Annotated in this window: 18 protein-coding genes and 3 pseudogenes; 7 read left to right on the plus strand and 14 right to left on the minus strand. The window is 70.3% G+C overall.

The annotated features are described in order from the left end of the window. Positions 1 to 131 precede the first annotated feature (131 nt). From OG395_RS28825 to OG395_RS28840, 4 genes are read right to left on the minus strand one after another with little or no spacing between them, the layout of a single operon-like run. Positions 132 to 737: a hypothetical protein gene (locus OG395_RS28825; RefSeq protein WP_327245522.1), complete on the minus strand. Its 606-nt coding sequence runs from the start codon at positions 735 to 737 to the stop codon at positions 132 to 134. After that, positions 734 to 1,990 (minus strand): MAB_1171c family putative transporter, encoded by a 1,257-nt coding sequence (locus OG395_RS28830; RefSeq protein ID WP_327245523.1) that lies wholly within the window; start codon positions 1,988 to 1,990, stop codon positions 734 to 736. Before OG395_RS28830 ends, OG395_RS28825 begins: the two co-directional genes overlap by 4 nt. Before the next feature lie 36 nt (positions 1,991 to 2,026). Beyond that, positions 2,027 to 2,599, minus strand: coding sequence for a toxin (locus OG395_RS28835; RefSeq protein ID WP_327245524.1), 573 nt, complete (start codon positions 2,597 to 2,599; stop codon positions 2,027 to 2,029). Positions 2,600 to 2,605: 6 nt separating this feature from the next. Next, entirely contained in the window at positions 2,606 to 3,082 is a 477-nt protein-coding gene (locus tag OG395_RS28840; protein WP_327245525.1) for a hypothetical protein, read from the minus strand. 570 nt (positions 3,083 to 3,652) lie between these two features. On the opposite strand from OG395_RS28840, the gene OG395_RS28845 reads away from it, so the two are divergent. The 3 genes from OG395_RS28845 (at position 3,653) to OG395_RS28855 (ending at position 6,301) form a co-directional block, all read left to right on the plus strand. Next, positions 3,653 to 3,988: a MerR family transcriptional regulator gene (locus OG395_RS28845; RefSeq protein ID WP_327245526.1), complete on the plus strand. Its 336-nt coding sequence runs from the start codon at positions 3,653 to 3,655 to the stop codon at positions 3,986 to 3,988. Positions 3,989 to 4,309: 321 nt separating this feature from the next. Continuing rightward, complete coding sequence (locus OG395_RS28850) at positions 4,310 to 4,513, plus strand: cold-shock protein (protein ID WP_015609674.1); 204 nt, start codon at positions 4,310 to 4,312, stop codon at positions 4,511 to 4,513. 327 nt (positions 4,514 to 4,840) lie between these two features. Beyond that, on the plus strand, positions 4,841 to 6,301 hold the full coding sequence (locus tag OG395_RS28855) for a DEAD/DEAH box helicase (RefSeq protein ID WP_327245527.1): 1,461 nt from the start codon (positions 4,841 to 4,843) through the stop codon (positions 6,299 to 6,301). Positions 6,302 to 6,530: 229 nt separating this feature from the next. On the opposite strand, the gene crcB (OG395_RS28860) is transcribed toward OG395_RS28855, so the two are convergent. The 4 genes from crcB (OG395_RS28860) to OG395_RS28875 all read right to left on the minus strand — a co-directional run bounded on the left by crcB (OG395_RS28860) (position 6,531) and on the right by OG395_RS28875 (position 9,342). Beyond that, the gene (crcB, locus tag OG395_RS28860; RefSeq protein ID WP_327245528.1) at positions 6,531 to 6,905 is read right to left on the minus strand and encodes a fluoride efflux transporter CrcB; all 375 of its coding nucleotides are present in this window, start codon (positions 6,903 to 6,905) and stop codon (positions 6,531 to 6,533) included. Further along, positions 6,902 to 7,267, minus strand: a complete 366-nt coding sequence (locus tag OG395_RS28865; protein WP_327245529.1) for a DUF190 domain-containing protein — start codon at positions 7,265 to 7,267, stop codon at positions 6,902 to 6,904. The genes crcB (OG395_RS28860) and OG395_RS28865 overlap by 4 nt, the downstream gene beginning before the upstream one ends. Then, the gene (gene crcB / locus OG395_RS28870) at positions 7,264 to 7,758 is read right to left on the minus strand and encodes a fluoride efflux transporter CrcB (protein WP_327245530.1); all 495 of its coding nucleotides are present in this window, start codon (positions 7,756 to 7,758) and stop codon (positions 7,264 to 7,266) included. Before crcB (OG395_RS28870) ends, OG395_RS28865 begins: the two co-directional genes overlap by 4 nt. Before the next feature lie 180 nt (positions 7,759 to 7,938). Then, a complete protein-coding gene (locus OG395_RS28875) occupies positions 7,939 to 9,342 on the minus strand; it encodes a glycosyltransferase family 39 protein (protein ID WP_327245531.1) in 1,404 nt (467 codons plus the stop codon). Positions 9,343 to 9,715: 373 nt separating this feature from the next. Between OG395_RS28875 and OG395_RS28880 the strand changes: the two genes are divergently transcribed. Further along, a complete protein-coding gene (locus OG395_RS28880; RefSeq protein WP_376336667.1) occupies positions 9,716 to 10,456 on the plus strand; it encodes a polyprenol monophosphomannose synthase in 741 nt (246 codons plus the stop codon). Positions 10,457 to 10,643: 187 nt separating this feature from the next. Here OG395_RS28880 and OG395_RS28885 read toward each other — a convergent pair. Then, positions 10,644 to 11,273, minus strand: a pseudogene (locus OG395_RS28885) (phosphoribosyltransferase); the annotation flags it as partial. A gap of 99 nt (positions 11,274 to 11,372) precedes the next feature. Between OG395_RS28885 and OG395_RS28890 the strand changes: the two are divergent. Continuing rightward, positions 11,373 to 12,158: an HAD-IIA family hydrolase gene (locus tag OG395_RS28890; protein WP_327245533.1), complete on the plus strand. Its 786-nt coding sequence runs from the start codon at positions 11,373 to 11,375 to the stop codon at positions 12,156 to 12,158. A 15-nt stretch (positions 12,159 to 12,173) separates the two neighbouring features. Here OG395_RS28890 and OG395_RS28895 read toward each other — a convergent pair whose 3' ends face one another. Continuing rightward, positions 12,174 to 12,410, minus strand: a complete 237-nt coding sequence (locus tag OG395_RS28895) for a DUF6221 family protein (RefSeq protein WP_327245534.1) — start codon at positions 12,408 to 12,410, stop codon at positions 12,174 to 12,176. 372 nt (positions 12,411 to 12,782) lie between these two features. Here OG395_RS28895 and dacB point away from each other — a divergent pair, with 372 nt between their 5' ends. Beyond that, entirely contained in the window at positions 12,783 to 14,396 is a 1,614-nt protein-coding gene (gene dacB / locus OG395_RS28900) for a D-alanyl-D-alanine carboxypeptidase/D-alanyl-D-alanine endopeptidase (protein WP_327245535.1), read from the plus strand. A 64-nt stretch (positions 14,397 to 14,460) separates the two neighbouring features. Beyond that, positions 14,461 to 15,201, plus strand: a pseudogene (locus tag OG395_RS28905) (response regulator); the annotation flags it as partial. Positions 15,202 to 15,397: 196 nt separating this feature from the next. Here OG395_RS28905 and OG395_RS28910 read toward each other — a convergent pair. From OG395_RS28910 to OG395_RS28925, 4 genes and pseudogenes are all read right to left on the minus strand, one after another. Then, positions 15,398 to 16,072 (minus strand): CAP domain-containing protein, encoded by a 675-nt coding sequence (locus OG395_RS28910; RefSeq protein WP_327245536.1) that lies wholly within the window; start codon positions 16,070 to 16,072, stop codon positions 15,398 to 15,400. Positions 16,073 to 16,796: 724 nt separating this feature from the next. Next, a complete protein-coding gene (locus OG395_RS28915; RefSeq protein ID WP_327245537.1) occupies positions 16,797 to 18,065 on the minus strand; it encodes an ATP-binding protein in 1,269 nt (422 codons plus the stop codon). A gap of 221 nt (positions 18,066 to 18,286) precedes the next feature. Further along, the gene (locus OG395_RS28920) at positions 18,287 to 19,075 is read right to left on the minus strand and encodes a DUF72 domain-containing protein (protein WP_327245538.1); all 789 of its coding nucleotides are present in this window, start codon (positions 19,073 to 19,075) and stop codon (positions 18,287 to 18,289) included. 252 nt (positions 19,076 to 19,327) lie between these two features. Then, positions 19,328 to 19,615, minus strand: a pseudogene (locus OG395_RS28925) (ATP-binding protein); the annotation flags it as partial. Positions 19,616 to 19,703: the final 88 nt, after the last annotated feature.

A 19,703-nucleotide genomic window follows, 5' to 3' on the forward strand; every position in this document is an offset into this window, starting at 1 on the left:
AACGGGCTTCGGCGGGCCGGGACATCACGGTGGCGAAGCGCGGGGCGCCGGTGTCCAGGACCGGCGCCGGGGTCCGGAACGCGAGACGGCGTCGTGCGGGCGCAGTACGCGGCGGCGGAACCGAGTGGCCGTCAGACGAGCAGGAACGCGGCCGCCGTCCCCGCACCCAGCGCCGAGCCCGCCACCGTCTGGGCGACGCTGTGGTAGCCGAGCGCCACCCGTGACCAGCACACGGCGGCTGTCATCGCATACGCGAGCAGCCACCACGGCGAGTGGACCGCGGCCAGCAGCGCGACGACCGCCGAGGCGACCGACGCGTCCACCGAGATCTTCCAGACGGTGTTGACGGCCAGCAGCACGACCGTCATCACCCACAGTGCCAGCATCGCCACCAGGATCCCGGTGGGCGCGTGCCCGAGGACCATGACGACCGAGCCCGCGCCGATCGAGCCGAGGATGACGAGGAAGATCGGTGCGCGCTTCGTACGGTCGACGACATGCCGGTCGCCCCAGGTGCCGCGCCCCCGCTCCCATTCGATGTATCCGGCCGGGACGATCCCGGCGCACAGGGCGCCGAGCAGGCCCCACAGCAGACCGGTCCAGTGGCCGGCGGCGGCCAGCCCGATGGCGAGCATGCCGGCCAGCAGGAGGTTGCGGGGCTGCAGCGCGTCCGTGACCGCACGGGCGGTCGAGGTCGTCGTCGTGTCGGAGCCGGCGGCCGAACCGGTGGTCGTCATGCCGTCCTCTCCACGGCCGCCGAAGCCGCCAGTATGTCCCGGGCCCGGTCCTCGGTGACGGTCCGGTAGGCCGTCGCCACCTGCACCAGCCACGCCACCTCGCCGTCCTGGTCGGTGGCGTGCTGGGTGCCGACCGCCGCGGCGCTTCCGGCGGGAGCGCCGGTGTTCATCGCGGTGAGGGCGGCCTTGATCCAGTACGCGTCGGCGAGCGGACCGGCCTTCTCGGGGGCAGGGCTGTCGGCCGCGGCAGCTGCCGCGGCGGCCGGGAGCAGGCTGTCCGGTACGTAGTGGCGCAACTTCTCGACCGCGTCCGCGATATCGGCGGCCCACCGGTCGATCCGGAGATCCGCGGGGGTGTCGAACCGGGTCAGTTCGCGGCGCAGCGAGGCCGGGGGCTCGAACGGCTGGTCGGGGAATGCCGTCATCAACTCGTACCAGAGCGCGTGCAGTCGGGTCTGGGCCCGCCACAGCTTCGCCCGGCGCCGCCCCTTGCTGAGGGCGGGGACGGAAGCGCCGACCGCGAAGAACGCGAACAGCACGACCTGCGCGGCCTCGGTGACCTCGTCGAACTCCAGCGCGAAGGCGGCGCTCGGCTGGTCGACGACGCTGACCCACAGGAACAGGGTTCGGCTGACCGTGTAGGCGACCCCGATGAACATCGCGAACGTCATCATCGCGAGCCCCACCCGCAGATGGCGCAGCCCGGCGCCGGCGGTGGCCAGCGCCCACTGGTAGGCGCAGACCGCGGACGCGGCGCCGAGGTAGAGGTAGAACACGCTCATGTACAGCGTGGCGCCCCACTGGCCCGCATGGTCGGCGACGAAGCGGTCCGACGGCACGGAACGGTCGACGACGGTGAAGAAGAGCACCGTCAGCAGGATCAGCGTGGCGACGGACGCCTTGGTTGCCACCTGCTGGACCGCCCGGGCGAACCGGACGTGCCGCGGGACGTCACCGGCGTCGGGGTACTGGCCGTAGATGGCGACGATGTAGCTGAGGATCGCCAGGATCGCGATCGTCGCCGTGTAGTGCTTGATCAGAACCGAGAGGTCGGTGACCGGGCTGTCGTTGAGCCCGATCCGCACCACCTGGGTCTTGGTCCACAGGGCGGCGGCGAATCCGGCGTAGCAGCCCCACAGGGCGCGGCGACGCTTGTCCTCCTCGTCGCCCCACAGGGCGGCCGGCATGCGCCACACGGCGACAGCCGTCATCAGGACGGCTATGAGATAGCCGGCGAGGTCGAGCGGGGTCACGGCGGGATTCCTCTGGACGGGGGAATGGGGGCGGGGTCACGTACGGCGGAACAGCCCGCGGCGGCGGTGCGCGACCGGGCGCGACAGCGAATTGGCGAGGCGTCCCACCATGTCGTCGCTGGTCACGTCCCTGGCCATGCGGGGGATGAGCGAGGCGCCGAACTCGGCGATCCGCTCGTCGTGCGTGTCGTACTGGGCGCGGGCCTGGACGGTGGAGTCGCCCGCGCGCAGTGCGTCGGCGACGCCGGAGTCCACGACCCGGGAGATCAGGGACGTGTCGAAGACGGGCAGCAGCCGCTGGAGCTGGTCGGCGTCGAGCGAGGTGCCGTGGTCGAACCACTCGTGGCACAGCTCGTGCAGGATGACGTGCTGGGTCTGGTACGCGGTCGGGCGCCGCCGGTAGAGCACGAAGCTGGTCGAGCCGGAGGCGAGGCGCAGACCGCAGGCGGCATCGACGCGCGCCAGCCGGTCGGGCATTTCGTGCAGCACGATGGTGCGGCCGCGGGCCGCCTCCATGTTGGCCACCAGGCCGGCGATCGAGAACGGAGCGGGGATGGGGAGGTCGGCGAGTCCGGCCTCGCACTCCTTCCGCAGCTTGCGCAGGGACACGGCGGCCTACTGCGCCGAAGGGCCGTCGGCGGCGGAACCGCTGCCCTCGCCGTCGGCGGGGGCGCCGGGCCGGTTCTTCGCGTCCTCCAGGAGCGAGAGCGCGAACTGCAGCAGTTCCGGCGGCAGACCGTCGTCGGCCAGGCCGCGTCCGGCGAGCCCGCTGATCTCCCCGGTACGCCGCTTGGCGAGGAACCGCAGTCCGGCGACGACGTCGTCGACGACCTCGGACTCCTCCTTGAAGAAGCGCCAGTCGACACCGAAGCCCAGTCCGAGGGCCTTGAGGATGTCCTCGGACGGCTGGGTGACCTTCCCGGCGAGGATGTTGGAAAAGTAGCTGTGTGACAGCGAGCCGCCGCGTTCCCTGACCAGGTCCGCGAAGACCCGCCCGGAGATCTTCTGGCCGGGGAAGGTCTCCTCCACCATGTATTCGACCTTCTGCTGCAGCGTCCGCAGCTCCGGCGCGCTCTCTTCTCCGTTGCCCATCGGGGCCCCCACGTTCACGTCCGCCGGCACGCGCGCCCCTGAGACGCTGCGCCTGCCTGGATCCGGTCAACGGGCTCGTACTGTAACCAACCCGGATGAGGGGGCCGCAGCGTGGGGAGGCGGGCCGAGACTTAGCGGAACATCCTGCTCCGCTGTCAGGAGTGGGCTTGCGTAAACACTCTACGTCACTGTTAACTCGAAAAAACATGGGCAAGGGACCACGAGGGGAGTCCCTTGCCCGTGAAGTCGTCGTGCGCCCGCGCGTCCGCCCGCCCGTTGGGGGCCGCAACGAGTCGTAGCCCTTCACGACGGGGGATGCGTGAAGGGCTACTCGTACATTATGACCATTGATCACGCCGTCATCAACTGACCGGCTGGTCAGTGTGTCCACCACGCGCGCCAGGATCGCACTCATGTTCGGGTGCGACGCGTAATCTCCCCTGTCCGGTCCGGGAAATCTCTCGCGGCTACCATAGAGATGATGGCTCGCATCATGAGAGTTTCTTTTTCGGTCAACGACGTCAGAGAAACCTCCAGTCGCTTCTCGCCGCGGGCCCGGAAGAGGTGCAAATGCCCCCAGGAACCCCTCCGCATGCTGCCGACCGGCTCGATGACGACGACTACCCCGCCTACACCATGGGCCGAGCTGCGGAGATGATCGGCGCCACGCCCGGTTTCCTCCGGGCGATCGGCGAAGCGCGCCTGATCACACCCCTGCGGTCCGAGGGCGGCCACCGCCGCTACTCCCGCTACCAGTTGCGCATTGCCGCCCGTGCCCGCGAACTCGTCGACGGTGGCACGCCGATCGAGGCCGCCTGTCGCATCGTCATCCTGGAGGACCAGCTCGAAGAGGCCCTGCGCCTCAACGCGGAGCTGCGCCGGCCGGTGGCGGGTCCGGGGTCCTGAGGCCGGACCGCGGTGCCGGGGCTCCGTGCCGGGGTGCATATCTGTTGTCGCAAGCACAGAATTTGATGCAATGCGCGATGAGGGTTTATGGCGTGCCGGGCGGAGTGTAATTACGTGCCGCGCGCGGTCGCTTGCACCGTGCTACGGTGGATTCAGTTGCAGTTGTGGTTCCCAAAACTCCAAGTGCTCTTGTCACCACAATTGGCTGATGGGCGCGCTTATGTATTTCCGGCATCATCATTCCGGACGGGGTAATCATTGCGGCGACGCGGGACCAGCACAGTGCGGGTCCCCGGGCACTGCCCCAGAAGGAGATAAAACATGGCTACTGGCACCGTCAAGTGGTTCAACGCGGAAAAGGGCTTCGGCTTCATCGAGCAGGACGGTGGCGGCGCTGACGTCTTCGCCCACTACTCGAACATCGCCGCGAGTGGCTTCCGTGAGCTGCAGGAGGGCCAGAAGGTGAACTTCGACGTCACGCAGGGCCAGAAGGGCCCGCAGGCGGAGAACATCACCCCCGCGTGATCCTGCAGATGCTCCGGCGCCTGACGCGCTGAGACGCACTTGCGCAGCTGGGGCCCGCACCTTCGGGTGCGGGCCCCAGCTCGTTGCTTTTTTCCGGGCCCGCACCCGTTGCGTCGGCCCCCAGCTCGTTGCTTGTCCGGGCCCGCATCCGTGCGCCGGCCCCGTCCCTGTGACGGACACGGTTCACCATCCACCGTGTCGGACACGGCTCTCTTTTCGCAGCCGGGCTTCGTCCACGCATTTCATCGGCCCGTTCTTGCGATTCCTGCGCCGCTTCGCTGCCGCGCGGAATTCCTCGATACGCGCCATATCGAGGAAGGGTTCTCCTTGAACCGCTCAACTCGCACGAACGACCGCTACTCCGGCAACCGCCGCGGAGCCCCGAGCCGTTCCGGTTCCGGCTACCGTTCCGGTTCCGGTTCCGGGTATCGCTCCGGTTCCGGTGGCTACGGCCGCCGGCCCGCCGCCAAGCAGGGCGAGTTCGCCCTGCCGAAGACCATCACTCCGGCGCTGCCCGCCGTCGAGGCCTTCGCCGACCTGGACCTGCCCGCGCCCCTGCTGGCGGCGCTCGCCGCCGAGGGCGTGACCGAGCCGTTCCCGATCCAGGCCGCCACCCTGCCGAACTCGCTCGCCGGGCGCGACGTGCTCGGCCGCGGCCGCACCGGCTCCGGCAAGACGCTCGCCTTCGGCCTCGCCCTGCTGGCCCGTACCGCAGGCCGGCGCGCCGAGGCCCGGCAGCCGCTGGCCCTGGTCCTCGTCCCGACCCGGGAGCTGGCCCAGCAGGTCACCGACGCGCTCACCCCGTACGCCAAGTCGCTGAGGCTGCGCCTCGCGACCGTCGTCGGCGGCATGTCGATCGGCCGGCAGGCCAGTGCGCTGCGCGGCGGCGCCGAAGTCGTCGTCGCCACGCCGGGCCGGCTCAAGGACCTCATCGAGCGCGGCGACTGCCGACTGGACCAGGTCTCCATCACCGTCCTCGACGAGGCCGACCAGATGGCCGACATGGGGTTCATGCCGCAGGTCACCGAGCTGCTCGACCAGGTGCAGCCGGAGGGGCAGCGGATGCTGTTCTCGGCCACCCTCGACCGCAACGTTGACCTGCTGGTGCGCCGCTATCTGCACGACCCGGTGGTCCACTCCGTCGACCCGGCGGCCGGTGCGGTGACGACGATGGAACACCATGTGCTGTACGTCCACGGCGCGGACAAGTACGCCACCACGACGGAGATCGCGGCCCGCGACGGCCGGGTGATCATGTTCCTGGACACCAAGCATGCCGTGGACAAGCTCACCGACCACCTCCTGAACAGCGGCGTACGGGCCGCCGCCCTGCACGGCGGCAAGTCGCAGCCGCAGCGCACCCGCACCCTCAGCCGGTTCAAGACCGGACATGTCACGGTGCTGGTCGCCACGAACGTGGCGGCGCGCGGCATCCACGTCGACAACCTCGACCTCGTCGTCAACGTCGACCCGCCGAGCGACCACAAGGACTACCTGCACCGCGGCGGCCGCACCGCCCGCGCCGGTGAGTCCGGCTCCGTCGTCACGCTGGTGCTGCCGGGCCAGCGCCGCGAGATGACGCGTCTGATGGCCGACGCCGGCATCATCCCGAAGATCGCCCAGGTCCGCTCGGGCGAGGCCGAGCTGAGCCGGATCACCGGCGCGCAGGCGCCCTCGGGTGTGCCCGTCACCATCACGGCGCCGGCGACGGAGCGTCCCAGGAGCGGCGGCTCGTCGTCCCGCGGCCGCCGCAACCGCCGCCCGGCGCCGGCGCGCCGCACCGCCTGACCGGAGCCGGGCGGGCCGGGGCGAAGGAATACGAAGTCCCCACCCGCAGCGCTCGTTCGCTGATCCGCGTGTCCCCGGTCCCGTCGTGCGTCGGCGGATCGCGCCGACCACCCGTACGCGTATCCGCCCAGCGGCCACGGCAGCTCTGCCGTGGCCGCTCGGCGGTGCGGGTGGCGCAGTCGCGGGCGACGCCACCCCCGTTGGCGTGCACGGGAAGAGTGATTGTGTGTCACTGCCAGAGTGCCTCCGCGACCGCGACCCCGGCGAACACCGCGCCCAGTGCCGCCACCACGCTTGCCACGACGTTGGCCGCCGCGTAGAACTTCGCCCCGTCCTCGGCCAGCCGCAGCGTCTCGTAACCGAACGTCGAATACGTCGTCAGCGCCCCGCACAGCCCCGTACCGACGAACAGCTGCACCTGCGACGAGGCGGCATCCGCCGCCACCGCGCCGGTCAGCAGCCCCAGCAGCAGGGATCCCGCCACGTTCACCACGAACGTCCCCCACGGGAAGACCGTGTCGTGCCGGACCTGGACCGCACGGTCGGTCAGATAGCGGAGCGGGGCGCCGATCGCAGCGCCTACGATCACGAGCAGCCAGGTCACCGGCCCTCCTCCCGGTCGCCGCGGCGGACGATTTCGCACGCGTCGAGGACGACGACGCCGTCCCCGGTCAGTTCGTCGATGAGCGGCAGGAACGCGCGGATCCGGTCCTCGGTGTCCACGATCACGACCGCCACCGGCAGGTCCTCGCTCAGCGAAAGCAGTCGCTGGGTGTGGATCCGCGACGAGGCGCCGAACCCCTCGATGCCACGGAACGCACTCGCACCCGCCAGCCCGGCACGGTGCGCCCGGTGCACGATCTCCGCATAGACGGGGCGGTGGTGCCAGATGTCGGACTCCCCGACCAGAATCGTCAGCCGCAGCCCCCGCTCGGCCGCCCCGGCCGGCTCCGTCTCCCTCGTCATGGCTGCCTCCACGCCAGCACGCGGCGGGTCACCCACACCGCACTCCACACCGCGGCGAGGGCCGCCAGCAGCGTCAGCCCGAGATACGCGATGCCGGTACGGGCCCGGCCGCTGTCCACCAGCCGTTCGATGTCCGCGGCGTACGTGGAGAACGTGGTGAACCCGCCCAGCACCCCCGTACCGAAGAACGGGCGCACCAGCCGGTGCGCCGCCCATACGTCGCTGATCAGGACCATGAACACGCCGATCACCGCGCACCCGAGGACGTTCACGACCAGCGTCGTCCAGGGGAATCCGCCCGGCGGGGTGACCCAGATCAGCGATGCCCAGTATCGGGCGGTCGCTCCGGCGGCGCCGCCGAGGGCGATGACGCCGAGGACGGGCCACTGCCCCTTCGACTGCCGGGTGCGCTGTCCGGGTACGGGCGCGACGCGCCCGGTGCCGTCCGGACCCTTCGTCACGGGTGTCGCTCGGGGCTGCTGGGCTCCCATGTGCACATGTCTCCTACCTGCTGGGTGCCCGGACACGAGCACGTTCCACCGCAAGTAGGGACCGTTGGCGGCACTGCTGCCGCGGTTCGGGTACGGCGGGCCCCACCGCCGCGCAGCAACCGTCACCAGTCCCTGCTCGCACCAGACTATCGTCCGGCCGAACGCTTCGCCCGCCGCGGATCAGCAGCTGCCGGGCCGCGCATACAGCGTGACCTGGCCCCCCTTGTCCTGCATCCGGCGGCATACGACGAACTCCGTCCGCAGCACGTCCCGCTTGACCGCCTCCTCCGGCACTGCGTCCTCCGGCTGCCCCGGTGGATCGCTGAGGGCCACGACCCGGTCGAAGCCGCGCAGGCGAGCCCGGATCCGGCCGGCCGAATCCTCGGTGCCCTCGAGGGTGTTGTCGGCGCCGGGGCTCCGCAGAAGTGCCAGATCGGTCAGGCCCCGGAAGTCGTCCGGGTAGGAGAGGGCCCATTCCCTTCGCCGGGACGGCATGAAGAGCACGCCGGCGCCGTCCGGCGCCAGGGCCCTTGCATGGGCGGCGAGGGCGGTGACGTTGTCCTTGCGGCTGTCGGGGGTGCGCATCTGAAGCGTCACGGGGAGGAGGGCGACGGCCACACCGGCGGCCGCGATGCCGAACACCACGGCACGCGGCCGGGGCGCGGCCAGCCGGGCGGTCCGTCCGGCGGCGGCCCACAGCCGGTCCACGGCGAATCCGATGAGCAGGCCCAGGGCGAGCTGGGAGTAGAGGACGTAGCGGTCCACGTACATGGGCTCGTGGAGGGACGCGAGGAGCAGCGCGGCCGTGGGCAGGATCAGCAACGGGAGGGCCAGCCGCACCAGTCGGACAGCGCGCGGCCGGCCGGCCACGCCCGCCTGCCGCGTCCCGTACACCGCGCAGAGCAGACCGAGGAGGGTGACGGCCGCGATGACGAGCCACTCCTCAGGATGCGGCCACCCGATCCAGGACACCTGTCCCGACTGTCTCAGGGAGAACAGGGTCAGGGGCGCCACCGCGGCCACGGGAAGCACGGCCGCCACCGCCCAGGACCGCAGCACCCGGCGGGGCGGACGCCAGAGATACAGCGTCAGGCCGTGCGCCGCCAGGGCGAGGATCGCGAACTCGTGGAGCCATCCGGCGAGGGCGAGGGTGACCCCGTACGCACTCAGGCGCCGACGCGAGGGATCGTCGACGGCGTCGACGAGCAACCAGGTGGCGAGGGCGACCAGCGCGCACACCATGGCGTACGAGCGGCCCTCCTGCGCATACATCTGGACGACGGGGATCAGGGCGAAGGAGAGACCGGCGAGAAGTCCGGCACGCGGGCCCGCAAGTCGGGTCCCGGTCGAGGCCACGAGCAGGGCGGCCAGGGACGTCGCGACCACCGAGGGCAGCCGGAGCAGCAGCAGTCCGTCGCCGCCCAGGGCGAACAGCCCATGCATGAAGAAGTAGTAGAGGCCGTGCACGGCGTCGGCGGTGCCGAGCAGGTGCCAGATCTCGGAGAGGCTCCGGTGCGAGACCTGGTACGTCACCGACTCGTCGCGCCACATGGTGTTCTCGCGACGAATCCCCCAGAGACCCATCGCCAGTGCCAGCAGTGCGGGCCATAATCCGTAGCGGTATGGGATGCGTTGTCCGGCGCCGCCTTCCGGATCCGGTGCGGAACGGTCCCCGGGATCTGCCGCCGCGCTCAAAGTGACCGGATTCTGCGGGTGGTTGATGGCGCGACTCCGATTCGGTGACGGAAGAGGTCCATAGAGCTCCGGGGCTCCGCTCGTCAGCGTACCCAAGGTGCCGCGAAGGAGTGAGGGAAATCCGGAGAATGCCGTTTCGCCCATTCGGAGGGGCTCGGGGCGGGTGCTAGGCTCGCGCGAATCGGGCGCGGAACACCGGAGAACCCCCGAGAACGTCTGAGAACGTCCGGGAACCCCCGAGAACACGAGAGAGCGCAAGGGAATGGCCGTGGAGAAGACTTCCCCGAGGATCGTGGTGGTCGTCCCCACCTACAACGAACGGACGAATCTGCCGATCCTCGTCGATCTGCTCATGGATCTGCACCTGCCGAACCTGAACATTCTGGTGGTCGACGACAATTCGCCCGACGGCACGGGGGATGTTGCGGACCGGCTCGCGGCCGAGACCTCGGGCCTGGTCGGGGTATTGCACCGCACCGAAAAGAACGGGCTCGGGCGCGCCTACGTGGCCGGGATGACGCGTGCGCTCGCAGAGAAAGCGGAAGTTGTCATTCAGATGGATGCGGACCTCTCCCATCCGGCATCGGTGGTTCCGGTCATGGTCGACAAACTGTTCGCCGAGAATGCCGCCGTCGTCATTGGGTCCCGCTATGTGGAAGGCGGTTCGCTCGCCACCGAGTGGCCATGGCACCGCAAGGCGCTCTCCGCCTGGGCCAATTTCTATGTCAATGCGATTCTGCGGCTGCACGTGAAGGATGCCACCGCCGGGTTCAAGGCATGGCGGGCGGACACCCTGAAATCGATCGATCTGCCGACCGTCCGCAGCAATGGATATTCCTTTCAGGTGGAGATGAACTACCGCACGGTCAGGCGCGGATTGCGGATGGTCGAGGTCCCGATCCGGTTCGAGGAGCGGGTGAACGGCGAATCGAAGCTCGGGCTGCGCGTGCAGATCGAGTCGGCGGTGGCGCCGTGGAAGCTCCGGTTCGGCAAGCAGGGCTGAGCAACTGCGGCAGTGCCCAGGGTCCGCACACCGGACCCGGGCCCGGGACCCCGAGGGGGCACCGGCGCCCGGGCCCGGGAACGCCCGCAACAGGGTCGCGGTGAGCGGCGGTGCGGGCACCCCTGAGAGGGGTCCGGCGGACCAGGACCGGGGCCCCGTCCGGTCCGACGGACGCGCGCTAATCCTTCAACAGAGCGAGAACTTCCTCGTCGGGCGTCTGGGAGAAGTCCCGGTACCACTCGCCGACGGCCGAGAAGAGTGCAGGCGTGGAGAGACAGACCACCTCGTCCACCTGCGTACGCAGCCAGGCGACCGTGTCCGCGGGCGCCACCGGGACCGCGAGCACCACCCGGGCCGCCCCCTGCGCCCGTACGACCTCGCAGGCGGCCGAGGCCGTGGCGCCGGTCGCCACCCCGTCGTCGACCACGATCGCGGTACGGCCGGCCAGCTCCAACCGTGGCCGGTCGCCCCGGAACTGCCGTGCCTGCCGGGTGAGCTCCGCCTTCTCGGCCCGCTCCACGGACGCGATGTCCCCGCGACTGATCCCTCCGCGGCGTACGACGTCGTCATTGATCACCCGCACCCCGCCCTCCCCGATGGCACCGAAGGCCAGCTCACGGTGGTACGGAACACCGAGCTTGCGGACCACGATCACATCGAGGGGTGCGCCGAGCGCCGTCGCCACCGCTGCGGCGACCGGCACCCCGCCCCGGGGCAGCCCCAGAACGACGGGCTTCTCCCCCGCTTCCTCCCCCTGCAGATGCCGGAGCGCTTCGGCGAGCTGCTTGCCCGCATCCGTGCGATCGGTGAACAACACGGTGGTTCACCTCCGACCCAGGGGAGACAGAGGCACGTACGCACCTACTTCGAAGCAACCCCATTTGCGGCGCCTGCGCAAGTCGGCGACGGTCGATCCATGGAACGGATCGGAGCGGTACTGATCGACATCGACGGTGTGCTCACCGTCGACTGGGAACCGCTGCCCGGCGCGGTGGCGGCGCTGGAGCGGCTGCGTACCGCCGGACTCCCGTTTGCCCTGGTCACCAATACCACCTCACGCACCCGCTCCCGGATCGCCGCGCAGCTGGCCGCAGCGGGCTTCCCCGTCGGCGAGGAGGACATCCTCACCGCGCCCGCCGTCACCGCCGCGTACCTGCGTGCCCGCTGCCCGGGTGCCCGGTGCGCACTGGTCAACAGCGGCGACGTGAGCGAGGACCTGACGGGCGTGACCCTCGTCGACGTGGGGGAGGGCGCCCCCGCGGACGTGGTCGTCCTGGGAGGCGCGGGCGACGCGTTCGACTACGCGTCGCTCAACGCCGCGTTCCGCCACCTCCAGCACGGCGCCCGGCTGATCGCCATGCACCGCAACCTGTACTGGCGTACGGCGGAAGGTCTCGCCCTCGACACCGGGGCCTTCCTCCCGGGGCTGGAACGGGCCGCCCGGATCGAGGCGGAGATCACCGGCAAACCCGCCGAGGCGTTCTACGCCACCGCTCTGGCCCACCTCGGCGCCACCGCGTCCGCCGCGCTGATGGTGGGCGACGACATCGAGACCGACGTACTCGCGGCCCAGCGGTGCGGCATCACGGGCGTCCTCGTCAGAACAGGCAAATACCTGCCCGAGACACACCGCTCCGCCAGTGGTACCCCGGACCACGTCCTCGACTCCATCGCCGATCTCCCGGCCCTCCTGGACCCATGAGCCCCGTGGCAGCCCTCAGTCGCTGTCACGCATGCGATGCGGCAGCCACTTCCGCCGGTGGTCGGCGTGGTGGGCGTAGGGCAGCGTCAGGTCCAGCAGGTCGTCGCAGGGCCAGAGCTCGCCGTCGTGCTGGCAGGCGTTTCGGTCGTCCCACGGCAGCTCGGGGCCGCCGCCGGCAGGACTGAACGCATGGCGGGCGAGGACGCCCCGCTCGGCCTCGATCTCCCGCAGGACGTGCGCCGGGTCGTGCACGGCGATGTGCGATCGTTGACGGGCGGGAACCCGGAGAGATCCATCTGGCGGAAGTCGACGGTGCCGCCGAGCGCGGTCCACTCGCCGCAGCCGTCACCGTCGCAGCGGCGGTCCAGGTCCGCCTCCTCCTCGAGGCGGGCGCGCAGGAACTCCACCGGATGGTTGGTCATGCGCCCATCATCCTCGCCGTGACGGTACGGACACGCCCCGTGCCACGGCCGTCCGGACGCACCCGCTCCACCGCCTCCCGCCACCGTCCGAGGGATGTGCCCGCCGTGCCGCGCCTCTCCACCCGCCTGCGCCGCCCGCGAGTCATAACCTCGGAACGCCCCTTTCCCGGTCCCGTGCACCACACACACCGGTGGAGTCCGCATGTCATCAGCCGTCACCGGAAACCGACGCCGGAACCAGAGGCATCGTCGCGTCTTCACACTTCTCGGCCTCCTGCTGGTCGCCACTGTCGCCGCGTTCGGCATGGACTGGGTGATGCCGTCGAAGGACCCGGACGAGCTCGACCCGCGCATCTCCTCGATCATGCGCAAGCCCGACTACCCGCACGCCCAGTGGGGTCTGTTCGAGCAGAACCCGGAGACCGGCAAGGTGGTGCAGTCACGCTACGCGGACCAGTTCTTCATCCCCGGTTCCGTGGCCAAACTGTTCGGTGTCAGCGGCGCCTGGCACGCCCTCGGCAGCGATCACCGCTTCGTCACGCCGGTCCATGCCGTGGGAAAGCGCCGGGGCGCGACCCTCACCGGGGACCTGGATCTCGTCGCGCAGGGCGACCTGACCCTCGGCGGCCGTACGCGTGCGGACGGCACCGTCGCCTTCACCGCCATCGACCACACCTACGCCGACGACATCCCCGGAGCGACCCTCACCCCGCAGAACCCGCTGGCCGGCATCGACCAACTGGCCCGGCAGGTACGCGCGTCGGGGATCACCAAGGTGGACGGCGACGTGGTCGTGGACGCCCGGCTGTTCCGTCCCGACCCGGAACTTGCACCGACGCCGACGCCGTTGATCATCAACGACAACCTCATCGACCTGCTCACCATCCCCGGCGAAGGGCCGGGTGCGGCGGCCAAGCTGGACTGGCGCCCGAAGGTGGCGCCGTACCGCGTCACGTCCTCCGTCCGAACCGTCGAGGCGGGCAAGCCCGCCGACATCACGGTGACGCCCTCCGCCGACGGCACCCGCATCCGGCTCTCCGGCACGATCGCCGCCGGTTCCGCCCCGGTCCTGCGGGTGTCGGACATCCGGGACCCGAACGCCTTCGGCCGCACCGCCTTGATCGAGGCACTGAAGCGGGCCGGGGTCGAGGTCACCGCGGCCGCGGTCGGAGCCAATCCGGCCGGTAAGCTGCCCGATTCCTACCGGGGCGCGCCCGAGGTGGCCCGGTTCACGTCCCCGCCGTTCGAGCAGTACGCCCGCCTCATCTTCAAGGTGAGCCACAACCTCGGGGCGAACCTCGGTATCTGCCTGATGGCCGTCAGTTCGGGAAGTCATCAGTGCCCGGACGGGTTCCCCGCATTGGCGAAGTTCCTGGACGAGGCGAAGGTGGACCGCAAGGCGGTGCAACTGGCCGACGGCCGTGGCGGCAACCCGGCCGACCGCACCACGCCCCGCGCCGTCGCCCGGATCCTGACGTACTGGCAGGGCACCCCCGATGCGGACCGTTTCCGGGAGGCCCTGCCGACCCTGGGCGTCGACGGCAGCCTCGCGGGCAACTGCCGCCACTGCCCGGCCCGGGGCAAGGTCTCCGCGAAGACGGGCACCGTCGCCGGCGGCGACCTCCTCAACGACCGGCTGGCGGTGGGCGCGGAGACGACGGCCGGGTATCTGGAGACGAGCAAGGGGCACTACGACGTGTTCTTCATCGGGGTGAACGGCGCCTCGACACCCGACATCAGCGGGGTGCTGACCATCGCGAACGACGTGGCCGACATCGCCGCGATCCTTCAGGAGAACGCGAGCGGCAGTTCCTGAGCCGCGCACGCAGTGCCGCCCCGACGGCGACGGCCTGGACGACATGGCGGGCAACGCAGGGGCCATGGACGGCCGACCACTCCACCGCCCGCCACCCCGACGCCGCCCTCCCGCTCCTGCTGCATCCCGCCGCAGCCCCCGCCCGGGTGGCCGGGACGCGTCGGGTTGTCGGGCGAACCGGGTCGCCGAGGGGCCTCTGGGCCGAGAGCGCTCCTCGACCGGCCACGGACTCGCCGCGCTGCTGGCCTCCGAGCCCACCATCGACATCGTCGGCGAGGCCGGAGACGGCTGCGAGGCCGTGCGGCTCGTCGAGAGGCTCGGCCCGGACGTGGCACTGCTCGACCTGCGGATGCCCGTCCTCGACGGGGTGGGCGCCACCGCCGAGATCGTCGGCGGCTCCGCGCGGACCCGGGTACTCATCCTGACCACGTACGACACCGATGCGGACATCGAGCGTGGCGTCGAGGCGGGGGCGACCGGCTATCTGCTCAAGGACGCCACGCGCGAACAACTCGTCGAAGCCATCCACGCGGCATCCCGGGGCGAGACCGTACTCGCCCCGCGCGTCGCGCAACGCCTCGTGGCCAGGATGCGGCAGCCCGTGCCCGTAGCACTCACTGCACGCGAGTCCGAGGTGCTCAACGCAGTCGCCGACGGACTGTCCAACGCGGAGATCGGCCGACGGCTGTTCATCGGAGAGGCCACGGTGAAGACCCATCTCCTGCGCATATTCGCGAAACTCGACGTCAGCGACCGCACGCGCGCGGTGGTCGTGGCGATGGACAACGGGCTGCTCCAGCGGCGTCAGCCGGCGTGGATGCCCGGGGGAACGACGCGCGGACACCCCGTCCAGCAGGAACAGCAGCTTGGCCCGGCGTGCGGGAGAGTCCGCACGCCGGGCCAGGCTGCTGTTCCCTTGGCCGCTCCGCCTCACCCGCGGGTGCGCACCGCCTCCGCGGACGTGAGATCCGGGGCGCGGAGTGGCCGGATTTCCTGGTCCGCTATCGGGCCGTTCCGAAATCCTGCGTCCAGTAGTGGCCGGGCTGCGCGAGTCCGATGCCGATTTCCTTGTACGTGCAGTCGAGGATGTTGCGCTTGTGGCCCGGGCTGGTCATCCAGGCCTGCATCACCGACTCGGGTGTGGAGTAGCCGTAGGCGACGTTCTCGCCGTAGGCACTCCAGTTGTAACCGGCTCGCGTGATCCGGTCGCCGGGCGACGATCCGTCGGAGCCCGTGTGGGACATGTTCCGGTGGTCGGCCATGTCCTTGCTGTGGTCCTGCGCGGCCTTGGTCAGCTTGGCATTGACGGTGAGGGGAGAGCATCCGACCTTGCCGCGCTCACTGTTGACGAGCGCCAGCACGCGGGCCGTGTCCGCGGATGCGGGAGTGGCGGTCGGGGCAGGTGCCGCCGGTGTGCTCGCAGACGCCGCAGGGCTCGTGGGCGCACTCGTAGTCGGCTTCTGCCCCCGGGGGCCAGGCGTCCAGTGGTGCACGGAGCTCGGGGTCTTCCAGTGGTGCGCGGAGCTCACGGTCGTCCAGTGGGCGGAGGGCCGGCTGCCCGCGTCCTCCGGAGAGCCCAGACAGGCCATGGCCGCAGAGGGGATACCCACGGCTCCCGCTGCGACGACAGCGATGGCTATCGGCCGGTAGTACGTCTTCCTGCGGTGCTTCCTCATGCGTGACCTCGCTCGGTAATCGCGGAGTGCCCCCGGTAGGGCGGGCTCAGCGCAGTCCTGGGCTTGAGCTGTGGAGATGCTGTGCGGCCGTCATTCTTGGAACTGCCGCGAGGCGGGGCAACACGCCTGAGTACTATCGAGCTTCGTAGCGATGGCCGGCCCTTGCCACGGCCGCCCGGCCGTGCTTGTCCGGCTTCCGGGGCCGCAAGAAGTCCTGTTGCGTCGTCAGGGTTCCCTGCACGCCGAACGAGCGGGCGGGACCACCCGGTCGTTCGGATTTCGGCCCATCCCGTGGAGGGCATGTGACGCCAAGTCGGACATATCTCATTAAGTCGGCGCCGTGATCGCTACTATTCGGAGACCCTATTGCCACACATCGATGTGGCAGATGTCACCGGCGAATGAATGCGCCGTCTCTTTGCATTCAACGCTGCGCAACTTTGCCGTTCATGAGGGCACACGGAATGGAAAGGTGACAGAAAGGCAATAAAGAAGATCACCTGGGTCGGCGGGCAGAAAGGGATCACCTCGGCTGCGGCGAGGCGCACCTCCGCGGACACCGAGGCGCACCCCTCCCGCGGCCGGGCTCACCGAGCACGGGGAGTTCTCCTGCGGCGCCCGGTTTCGAACGCCTCCCGCGATCATCCGGAAACCCCCGCCCGAGCCGTTCGGAGAGTGCGCCAAGACGTGGGCCCGCCAGGAGGATCAATGCCGACGCGGGCCTTCAGGTGCGGCCGTAGCGGATGGTGTGGTCGGCGAACTCCAGGGCCATGTCGGTGGTGACGGTGGGCCGGGTGCGTCTGATCGTGTGGAGAAAGTCCTCGGTGGTGGGCTGGGCCCTCTCTCCGGTGTCGAGGGTGCGTTCGAAGGCGGCCTGGGCGACCGTGCGGGCGGCCTGCTTGATGTCGGCGGGGGTGAATCCCTCGCTGGCCTCGGCCAGCACGGCCGTGTCGGCTTCGGCTCCGGTCTTGGCGATATAGCTGGTCCACAGGGCCTTACGGGCCTCGTGGTCGGGCGGCCCGACGGGCAGGACGTAATCGAAGCGGCCATGGCGCAGGAAGGCCGGATCCAGGGCGGCGACCGTATTGGTGGCGCAGATGAGGAGTCTGCCGTCACGGTCGCGGAACCGCACGATCGATTTGAGGAGCTCATTGACCACGCCGACGGACGTGGGGTCGGCGAGGTTGCGGGTGCCGGCGACTTCCTCCACCTCGTCGATGAAGACCAGCGCGTGGTCGAGTTGTGCGATCTCCTCGAAGCGGCGGCTGAGCCCGTTCGCGAGCCCGTCCTCCAGCGCGAGCCGGGAGGGGAAGAGCTCGACGAACGGCCAGCCGAGCCGACTTGCCACAGCCTTGGCGAACGTGCTCTTGCCCGTACCCGGGGGCCCGAACAGCACGACGGCCTGGGGTGGTTCGACGCCGTGCGCGTCAGCAAGTTCGGGGTTGGCCAGGGGAAGCACCAGTCGACGTTCGACGAGCCGTTTCTCGTCCGCCATACCCGAGAGCTTCTCCCAGAGCCCGGCAGCGGGCACCTTCGCCCCGAGCGAGGACAGGATCGCGGAGTCCTGGGCGGTCACCGACTGCACCTTCTCGAAGTACGTCAGCCCCCGATGCTGTCGGAACCCGGAATGGCCCAGCGCGGCGGCGCCCGTCTCCTCCTCGGGCAGAACCGCGGCGACGATCTTGGCTCCGGCACTCTGCAGGCGCTGCTCCAGTGCGGAGAGCAGCGCCGTGCCCAGCCCCAGGTTCCGCCAGGCCGGGTGCAGGGCGATACGCAGCACCCAGGCCCGGTCGCCGTCCACCCGCCCCACCGCCGCGCCCACGAGATGCCCGTCGGCCACCGCGACGACACCGGGATTCTGCGCCTGCACCGCGGCGACGACCTCGGACAGGCGGAACACCGCGGGCTGGTCGGTCGTGGCGCTCTCAGCGTCGAGCCGCACCACCGATTCGAGATCGTCCGGCGTGAAGTCCCGCACATGCCACACCGCCATGGCCCAGCCTTCGGACGTAGCTCCTTGAACTTCCATCATCAGCCAGGTCCCGCACGCTCGCCAATCAACGGCATGCGGTCGCACCGGGGCGCCGGGCGAAGAGCCCACCGGTGCGGGTCGCCTCATCGTGACGGGCGAGGTGCATGCCGCTTCAAGCAACGCCCCGCATAAAGGAATTCGCGACCCGCACCCGGAACCACCGCAGCCCGGCGGGAAAACCCTCAGGACGTGGACTGCTCCGGCAGGGCTCCGGGAGGCGTACGGCTCACCGTCCGGCCCAACGCGGCCGCTGCGCGGGCGAATTTCACGGCGTCCACGACGGCCGCACCACCCAGGTCGTTGTTGAAGTACACATACACATCGTCCTCGTCGGGCCAGGCGTCGACGATGCGACGGGCCCAGGACGCCAACGCCTGGCGACCGTAGCGCGGCGGCGGCTCCGCGATGCCGCCGTGAAACCGTACGTACCCCCATGGCGCGGTACGCCACAGCGGCGTCACCGGGCGGGACCAACGATCTGCCCAGCACAGCGCGCTGCCATGCCGCTCCAGCACCGCCCTGAGCTTCCGCTCCGCCTCCCACCACGAGGTGTGCCGCAGTTCGACGGCCACCCGAACCCGGTCGGGAAAGCAGCTCAGGCAGGCGTCCAGAGCCCCGATGTCCTCACGGAAGTTCGAAGGCAACTGGAGCAGTACGGGTCCCAGGCGGTCGCCGAGACCCTCTGCGTGATCCATCAGCCGGAGCACCGGTTCCTCGGGATCGTGCAGCCGCTTCAGATGGGTCAGGTAGCGGCTGGCCTTGACCGCCATGACGAACCCCTCCGGCGTCCGCTCCCGCCAGGAGGCGAAGATCTCCGCCGTGGGAAGCCGGTAGAAGGCGTTGTTGTTCTCCACGGTGGCGAAGTGCCGGGCGTACTCCTCCAGCCACAGCCGCTGCGGGTGCCCGGGGGGATAGAGAACGCCGCGCCAGTCCTTGTACTGCCACCCTGAGGTTCCGACGAGCATGGGCATGGTCCGATCCCTGCCCCTGAGACCGAGGGCCGTAACGCCTCACCCGGCGAGTGCGCCGTGGTGGAGGCACGGACGGGCAGGGCCGGCGTCAGCGGCGCGGCGTATCCGGCAGCGCGTCGCCGGTTCTGCGGGGCGATCTCGTCGCGCGCCGCTCCGGACGGTCCGAGGACACTCCTGGTGACAGCTGTGCACCGTCCTGAGTGGCACGTAGGGGCATGGGCGTCGCGAAGGGTGCGGGTCGCACGCCGTCGCTCATCGGCGCCACGCGGCGAGCAGTTCTTCCGGGCCGTAGACGGCCTGCAGCCCCGAACAGCTGACTCCGCAGCGCGAGACCGCGACGAGCGGGACAGGAGCATCGGTTACGGCTGCCCGGTGTCTGTGCAGTGCGGCGAGATCGTGCCCGTCGAACGGCGAGGTCTCCAGCCATTTGATCGAGCCGAGGAACAGCAGCCGTTTGGCGACGGGCTGCCGGTCGGCACCCACCAGGTCGATCTCGACGTCGTTGCTGCGCGTCCAGTAGCCGCCGATGGCCGGTGCGGCCCGGTCGAATGCGCGACAGCCTGCCCGGCGGGGCTGCGTCGGGTTCGTACGGACGGCTCGGGGCCGACGTCGACGGACGATCGGGGCC

The sequence above is a fragment of the Streptomyces sp. NBC_01320 genome (genome assembly GCF_035974375.1).
Classification (GTDB): Bacteria; Actinomycetota; Actinomycetes; order Streptomycetales; family Streptomycetaceae; genus Streptomyces; species Streptomyces yanii.

Excerpts from the sequence above, each read along its gene's own strand:
- OG395_RS28825 (WP_327245522.1), bottom strand. The coding sequence starts at position 737 with ATGACGACCACCGGTTCGGCCGCCGGCTCCGACACGACGACGACCTCG.
- OG395_RS28840 (WP_327245525.1), bottom strand. The coding sequence starts at position 3,082 with ATGGGCAACGGAGAAGAGAGCGCGCCGGAGCTGCGGACGCTGCAGCAG.
- OG395_RS28845 (WP_327245526.1), top strand. The coding sequence starts at position 3,653 with ATGCCCCCAGGAACCCCTCCGCATGCTGCCGACCGGCTCGATGACGAC.
- OG395_RS28850 (WP_015609674.1), top strand. The coding sequence starts at position 4,310 with ATGGCTACTGGCACCGTCAAGTGGTTCAACGCGGAAAAGGGCTTCGGC.
- OG395_RS28865 (WP_327245529.1), bottom strand. The coding sequence starts at position 7,267 with ATGACGAGGGAGACGGAGCCGGCCGGGGCGGCCGAGCGGGGGCTGCGG.
- crcB (WP_327245530.1), bottom strand. The coding sequence starts at position 7,758 with ATGGGAGCCCAGCAGCCCCGAGCGACACCCGTGACGAAGGGTCCGGAC.
- OG395_RS28875 (WP_327245531.1), bottom strand. The coding sequence starts at position 9,342 with ATGGGTCTCTGGGGGATTCGTCGCGAGAACACCATGTGGCGCGACGAG.
- OG395_RS28880 (WP_376336667.1), top strand. The coding sequence starts at position 9,716 with ATGGCCGTGGAGAAGACTTCCCCGAGGATCGTGGTGGTCGTCCCCACC.
- OG395_RS28890 (WP_327245533.1), top strand. The coding sequence starts at position 11,373 with ATGGAACGGATCGGAGCGGTACTGATCGACATCGACGGTGTGCTCACC.
- dacB (WP_327245535.1), top strand. The coding sequence starts at position 12,783 with ATGTCATCAGCCGTCACCGGAAACCGACGCCGGAACCAGAGGCATCGT.
- OG395_RS28910 (WP_327245536.1), bottom strand. The coding sequence starts at position 16,072 with ATGAGGAAGCACCGCAGGAAGACGTACTACCGGCCGATAGCCATCGCT.
- OG395_RS28915 (WP_327245537.1), bottom strand. The coding sequence starts at position 18,065 with ATGGCGGTGTGGCATGTGCGGGACTTCACGCCGGACGATCTCGAATCG.
- OG395_RS28920 (WP_327245538.1), bottom strand. The coding sequence starts at position 19,075 with ATGCCCATGCTCGTCGGAACCTCAGGGTGGCAGTACAAGGACTGGCGC.